The following is a 5809-nucleotide window of genomic DNA, read 5'->3' as shown; positions in this document are numbered from 1 at the left end:
GTCTACAAGATCTATTCCGACGGCTTCAAAGGCCTGGATTACTCCGGCGCGGCCGCGCAGAGCATCATCCTGATGCTCTTGATCATCGCGCTCACCATCGTCCAGTTCCGCTTCATCGAGCGGCGCGTGCATTATCGTTGAGGCGGGTCATGGTCGAGCGCACTCCGATCCTCAATTTCTTCACGCATCTCATCCTGTTCGCCGGCTTCGTCTTCTGCGTGGCGCCGTTCGTCATCGTGGCGATCGCCGCCTCGCACAATCTGAAGGACGTCAACGACGTGCCGATGTCGCTGCTGCCGGGCAGCGACTTCTGGGTCAACATCAAGACGGCATGGACGACGGCCGATCTCGGCCCGAAGCTGCTCAATTCCTTCATCATGGCGTTTGGCGTTGCCGCCGGCAAAGTGATCATCTCGGCGCTCACCGCCTTCTCGATCGTCTATTTCCGCTATCCCGGCCGCATGCTGATCTTCTGGTTGATCTTCATCACGCTGATGCTGCCGCTCGAAGTGCGCATCGTGCCGACCTATGCGGTGGTCGCCAACGTGCTCGAGCCCTATCAGACGATCATGGACCTGACAGGGCTGTCCTGGCTGATCGAGAAGATATCGGGGGTTCAAGTCCAGCTCAGCCTGGGGCTGCTCAATTCCTATAGCGGCCTGATCCTGCCGCTGGTCGCGACCGCCACCGGCACGTTCCTTTACCGCCAGTTCTTCCTGACCGTGCCGGACGAATTGACCGAGGCGGCGCGCATGGACGGGGCCGGCGCGCTGCGCTTCTTCGTCGATATCCTTCTGCCGCTGTCGCGCAACAACATGGCGGCGCTCGGCACCATCATGTTCCTGTGGGCCTGGAACCAGTATCTGTGGCCATTGCTCATCACCACCGACCAGTCGCATGCGATGGCGGTGACCGAGTTGAAGCAGCTCATCCCCAATGTCGGCGGCGCGCCGGAATGGCATATCGCCATGGCTGGCACACTGATCATCATGCTGCCGCCTATGATCGTCGTGGTGCTGATGCAGCGCTGGTTCGTGCGCGGCCTGATCGCCACCGAAAAATAAGGAGACAGGAAATGGCCTCCATCACCATTCGCGGCGTCAAGAAGAACTATGCCAAGACGCAGGTCGTGCACGGCGTCGACCTCGATTTCGCCTCGGGCGAATTCGTCGTCATCCTGGGACCCTCCGGCTGCGGCAAGTCCACGCTGCTCAGGATGATCGCAGGGCTGGAAGAGATATCCGGCGGCACGATCGCCATCGACGGCACGGTCGTCAACAAGCTCGAGCCGCGCGAGCGCGGCTGCGCCATGGTGTTTCAGAATTACGCGCTCTACCCGCATATGAGCGTGGCGCAGAACATCGGCTATTCGCTGAAGGTGGCAGGCGTTCCCGCCGCCGAGCGGACGCAGCGCATCCAGGCAGTGGCGCGCGTCCTGGAACTGGAGCACCTGCTCGACCGCAAGCCGATGGCGCTGTCCGGCGGCCAGCGCCAGCGCGTCGCCATGGGCCGCGCCATGATCCGCGAGCCGAAGGTGTTCCTGTTCGACGAGCCGCTCTCCAACCTCGACGCCAAGCTGCGCGTGCAGATGCGTTCGGAAATCCGCAAGCTGCACCGGCGGCTCAATGCCACCTCCGTCTTCGTCACGCATGATCAGGTCGAGGCGATGACGCTGGCCGACCGGCTGGTGGTGATGAATGGCGGCCGCGTCGAGCAGGTCGGCACCCCGGCGGAAGTCTACGGCCGGCCGGCAAGCCGCTTCGTCGCCACCTTCGTCGGCGCGCCGGCGATGAACATGCTCGAAGGCACGGTGGCGCTCGACGGCATTTCGCTGCTCGGCGGCAGCCGCAAGCTCAACGTATCGCGAGCCGGGCTAGCGGTGGGCTCGAAGGTCGCGGTCGGCGTCCGGCCGGAGGCGGTGCGCATGGTGGCGCCGGGGACGCCCGGAGCGCTCGCGGCGACGGTCGACCTCATCGAGGAATTGGGCGCCGGACGTGTCATCTATGTCGATCTCGACGGCGCGCCGTTCTCCGTCGTGACGTCTGAGGCCGTCCACCCCGAACCGGGCAGCACGATCGGCCTGCAGTTCGCCGAATCGGACCTGCACTTCTTCTCCTCGGAGACAGGCGGTAGGCTGGAGGTGTTCAAGGCTTCTGTGCCGGAGCCGGCGCTCCAAGGGTGATCCCTTTCCGTCGGCTTTGCGAACATTTTGATTGAGGGTTCGGGGCATGAAGGTCATCCAGGTTACGGACGTCCATCTCGGTCGTCTGCGCGAGATACGATATGGCGCGAACCTGAATGAGCGGCTCGATCGTTGCATCGACCATATCAATCAGCGCCACAGCGATGGGGCGCTCTGCATCTTCACCGGCGACCTGACCGACGACGGCGAGGCCGACAGCTATGCTGACCTGAAGGCGGCGCTGAGCCGGCTTGCCGTGCCTTACCGGCTGCTGCCTGGAAACCACGACCGGCGCGCCAACCTCATCGCCGCCTTCCCGGAAAACGGGACCGACGGAAACGGTTTCGTGCAGTCGGTTTTCGACACGCCGGAAGGGCGGCTTATTTTCCTCGACAGCCTGGCGGAAGGCCGCGTCACAGGCGAGTTGTGCGACGACCGGCTCGGCTGGCTCGATGCCAGGCTCGCCGAGGTGGCGGGGAAGGCGGCCTATATCTTCCTGCACCATCCGCCGGTCGAGCTCGGGCTTACGCTGCTCGACCCGCTCGGGCTCGAGCAGCCGCAGCGGCTCATCGACGTGCTGACGCGCCACGGCAATGTCCGCTATATCTTCTTCGGCCATGTCCACCGCGACATAGCCGGCACCGTCGCCGGCATTCCGTTCTCGGTGCAACGGGGCCTGCATGCCCGCTTCATGCTGGACGTGGTCGGCGACGAGATGGTCGAGCAGGCGCCGCCCGCCTATTCGATCATCCTGATCGACGGGCAGCGCGTCGTTATCCACAGCCACGACTTTCTCGAGCAATGGCCGCTCTGGTCGCCGGCGACGGGACAACGCGTGCGGTAGATCACTCGAGCAGCAGTGTGGGCGTTCCCTGTCCTTCGACCAGCTTTACCGCTTTCCTATCGAAGGACACGAAGGTTTTGCCGCCGAGCCACTGACCGTCGAACGCTATCACGCCGTCGGCGAAATCTCCGCCGGCGTCGAGCACGGCCAGGCCAGCCTCGATCGTTGGTCGGTTGGCTACGACGTTGCGCATATCGAGGATGCGACGGATCGAGGCTGATATGTCGGGCCGCGCGACCCGGTAGCTTCTGTCCAGCACCCAAACGAACTCGCAGAGCGCTTGAACGCTGATCGCGACCAGTTCGGCCCTTTCCAGGGTCTCGGCTGCGGTCTGCTGCTGCGCTTCGTCGTCCCCGACAATGAGCCACAACAGCACGTTGGTGTCGAGGCTGACCTTCACTCGCGCTCGATTCCGCGCATCCCGCTCGAAGCGCCGGCGTCGGCGATCGCATCGTTGATCTCCTCGATCGAAAGCCGGGCGCCGTTGGTTTTGCCCTTGAGCATCCCGCTCAGCTCTTGCCAGGAGCCCTTGCCCTGGTCGGCTTTCAGCTCCGCCCGGCCACCAGGTAGAAGATCAAGCCTGATCTTGTCGCCGGGCTGGATGCCGAGGTGCTTGAGCACATCCTTCCGGAACGTGACTTGGCCACGCGCTGTAACTGTCAATGTCGTCATGGTGTAGCCTCCGGCTGCTGAAGATAATGCAGAATTGCATTATCTCAAGGCGGACATTAAGCGAATACGTGCGCCTTGCCGGTGACGGTCAGCCGCACGATCTCGCCGATGGACGGCGCGTCCATGCCTGTCCTGCGCAAGACGAGCGGCGTGTTGCCGATGGCGGCCGCGTCCGGCGGATCCGGGCTGTTGAGCAGCCGTACCGCCACGGTGCAGACGGCGCCCGCGAATTCGCAGTCCGTCACCTCGCCGAACAGCATGTCCGGCGTGCCCGACATGCCTTCGCGGGAGGTGAGCTTGAGCAGGATCTGCTCGGGCCGCAGCATGATGCGCGCGACATCGCGCCGTTCCTTCGTATCGACGGCGATGCGGCCGAGCCGCGACACTGCGAAGCCATCCGCGATCCTGGCGGGCACGATGATGGCGTCGCCAAGGAATTCGGCGACCATCCTGTCCTTGGGCTGGAAATAGAGCTCGCGCGGCGTCCCGACCTGCGAGAACAGGCCGTCGCGCATCACCGCCACCTGGCTGGCGAAGGACAGCGCTTCGGCCTGGTCGTGCGTGACCAGGATGGTAGTGATGCCCGCCTCTTCCAGAAGCTCTGCCACCGCTTTGCGCATCGAAGCGCGAAGCCCGGTGTCGAGCGCCGAGAAGGGTTCGTCGAGCAGCATCAGCCGCGGCTTCATCGCCATGGCGCGGGCAAGCGCGACGCGCTGCTGCTGGCCGCCGGAAAGCTCATGCGGCCGGCGTTTCAGGACCGCCTTGTCCAGCCCGACGATATAGGCAAGCTCGACGATATGCTCGGCCCGCTTGTCGGCATTCCGCGCGATGCCGAAACCGATATTGTCGGCGATGCTGAGATGCGGGAACAGGGCACCGTCCTGGGCCACCACGCCGATCCCACGGCGATGCGCCGGCACGGCCGCGTCGCCATTGGCGAGCACCTTGCCGTCAAGCGCGATGCGGCCGCGGTCCGGCGCCTCGAAGCCGGCGATCAGCCTGAGCAAGGTGGTCTTGCCGCAGCCGGACGGCCCGACGATCGCGGTGCGGCTGCCGCTTTCGACCTGAAGGTCGACACCGGCCAGCGCCGTCACCGGACCATAGTTCTTGGCGACATCGCTCAGTTCGAGAAAGCTCATCGTCCGGCCATCCGCTTCGACTGGACGTAGAGCCACCAGGTCATCGGCAGCGACATCGCCACCATGATCAGCGCGTAAGGAGCGGCGGAGGCGTAGTCGATCTCGCTGCTGTAGGACCAGAAGGCCATCGCCAGGGTGCGGGTGCCGTTGGGCGCCAGCATCTGGGTGGCGGTGAGCTCGTTGGTGATGCCGAGCGCCACCATCGCCATGCCGGCCGCGGCGCCGGGCGCCGACAGGCGGATGGTTGTCGCCCACAGTGCCTTGACTGGCGGCCGGCCGAGGCTGGAAGCGGCACGCTCCAACTCCACCGGAGCCTGCGCGATCGAAGCGCGCAGGCTTATCAGCGCGCGCGGCAGGAACATCAGCGCATAGCCGAACAGGATGGTGAACAGCGTCTGGTAGAGCGGCAGCGCGACGCGTACGGTGATCGTCACCAGCGCCAGCGCAATGACCACGCCCGGCAACGCGCCGACGATGTAGTTGCAGCCCTCGAGCAGGCGCTGCAGCCGGCCTGGCGCGCGGATCGAGATCCAGGCCATCGGCATGGCGGCAACCGTCGCGAGCACAGCGCCGACGATGGCGAGGAACAGCGTCTGGCCGAGCGCCAGGCCGATCTCGTCCCAGCGCCAGACATCCGCGCCGCCGGCGAGCAGCCAGCGGCCGACAGTGACGAAGGGCACGCCGAGCGACAGCAGTGCGACACCGGCCGGCAAAAGCAGGCAAGGCAGGGCGGCGCGGCCGAGGCGGGCACGCTGCTGCTTGCGCGCGGCGCCGGAACCGACACGCGCATAGCGCTCCTCGCCACGTATCATCACCTCGAGGGCGAGCAGGAAAAGGGAGCAAGCCACAAGCACGGCGGCCAGCATGTTGGCGGCCGGGCCGTTGAAGGTCGACTGGAACTGGTCGACGATCGCGGTGGTGAAGGTGTCGAAGCGAATGAAGACATAGAGGCCATATTCGGCCAGAAGATGC

Annotated in this window: 7 protein-coding genes and 1 pseudogene; 4 read left to right on the top strand and 4 right to left on the bottom strand. The window is 65.1% G+C overall.

Annotated elements, in window-relative coordinates; genetic code table 11:
* From EOA28_RS22405 to EOA28_RS22390, 4 genes and pseudogenes are all read left to right on the top strand, one after another.
* Positions 1–141 (top strand): annotated as a pseudogene (locus EOA28_RS22405) (glycerol-3-phosphate transporter permease); the annotation flags it as partial.
* Between the two features lie 8 nt (positions 142–149).
* Positions 150–1064 carry an ABC transporter permease subunit gene (locus tag EOA28_RS22400; RefSeq protein ID WP_127250980.1) on the top strand — a complete coding sequence of 305 codons (915 nt, stop codon included), beginning with the start codon at positions 150–152 and terminating at the stop codon, positions 1062–1064.
* 11 nt (positions 1065–1075) lie between these two features.
* Entirely contained in the window at positions 1076–2182 is a 1107-nt protein-coding gene (gene ugpC / locus EOA28_RS22395) for a sn-glycerol-3-phosphate ABC transporter ATP-binding protein UgpC (protein WP_127250979.1), read from the top strand.
* Positions 2183–2228: 46 nt separating this feature from the next.
* Complete coding sequence (locus EOA28_RS22390) at positions 2229–3026, top strand: phosphodiesterase (RefSeq protein ID WP_127250978.1); 798 nt, start codon at positions 2229–2231, stop codon at positions 3024–3026.
* 1 nt (position 3027) lies between these two features.
* Here EOA28_RS22390 and EOA28_RS22385 read toward each other — a convergent pair whose 3' ends face one another.
* From EOA28_RS22385 to EOA28_RS22370, 4 genes are all read right to left on the bottom strand, one after another.
* Positions 3028–3426 (bottom strand): type II toxin-antitoxin system VapC family toxin, encoded by a 399-nt coding sequence (locus EOA28_RS22385; protein WP_127250977.1) that lies wholly within the window; start codon positions 3424–3426, stop codon positions 3028–3030.
* Entirely contained in the window at positions 3423–3698 is a 276-nt protein-coding gene (locus tag EOA28_RS22380) for an AbrB/MazE/SpoVT family DNA-binding domain-containing protein (protein ID WP_127250976.1), read from the bottom strand. The genes EOA28_RS22385 and EOA28_RS22380 overlap by 4 nt, the downstream gene beginning before the upstream one ends.
* Before the next feature lie 56 nt (positions 3699–3754).
* Positions 3755–4837: an ABC transporter ATP-binding protein gene (locus tag EOA28_RS22375; RefSeq protein WP_127250975.1), complete on the bottom strand. Its 1083-nt coding sequence runs from the start codon at positions 4835–4837 to the stop codon at positions 3755–3757.
* The coding region (locus EOA28_RS22370) for an ABC transporter permease subunit (RefSeq protein ID WP_148670803.1) at positions 4834–5809 on the bottom strand (976 nt) is incomplete at its 5' end. The genes EOA28_RS22370 and EOA28_RS22375, both read right to left, overlap by 4 nt.

Source organism: Mesorhizobium sp. M2A.F.Ca.ET.067.02.1.1 (assembly GCF_004023285.1).
GTDB lineage: Bacteria > Pseudomonadota > Alphaproteobacteria > Rhizobiales > Rhizobiaceae > Mesorhizobium.
This window is presented reverse-complemented; position numbering and strand designations above follow the sequence as displayed.

What these genes read in the sequence shown, in the direction of transcription:
- ugpC (WP_127250979.1), top strand. Translation starts at nt 1,076, where the DNA reads ATGGCCTCCATCACCATTCGCGGCGTCAAGAAGAACTATGCCAAGACG.
- EOA28_RS22380 (WP_127250976.1), bottom strand. Translation starts at nt 3,698, where the DNA reads ATGACGACATTGACAGTTACAGCGCGTGGCCAAGTCACGTTCCGGAAG.
- EOA28_RS22375 (WP_127250975.1), bottom strand. Translation starts at nt 4,837, where the DNA reads ATGAGCTTTCTCGAACTGAGCGATGTCGCCAAGAACTATGGTCCGGTG.
- EOA28_RS22400 (WP_127250980.1), top strand. Translation starts at nt 150, where the DNA reads ATGGTCGAGCGCACTCCGATCCTCAATTTCTTCACGCATCTCATCCTG.
- EOA28_RS22390 (WP_127250978.1), top strand. Translation starts at nt 2,229, where the DNA reads ATGAAGGTCATCCAGGTTACGGACGTCCATCTCGGTCGTCTGCGCGAG.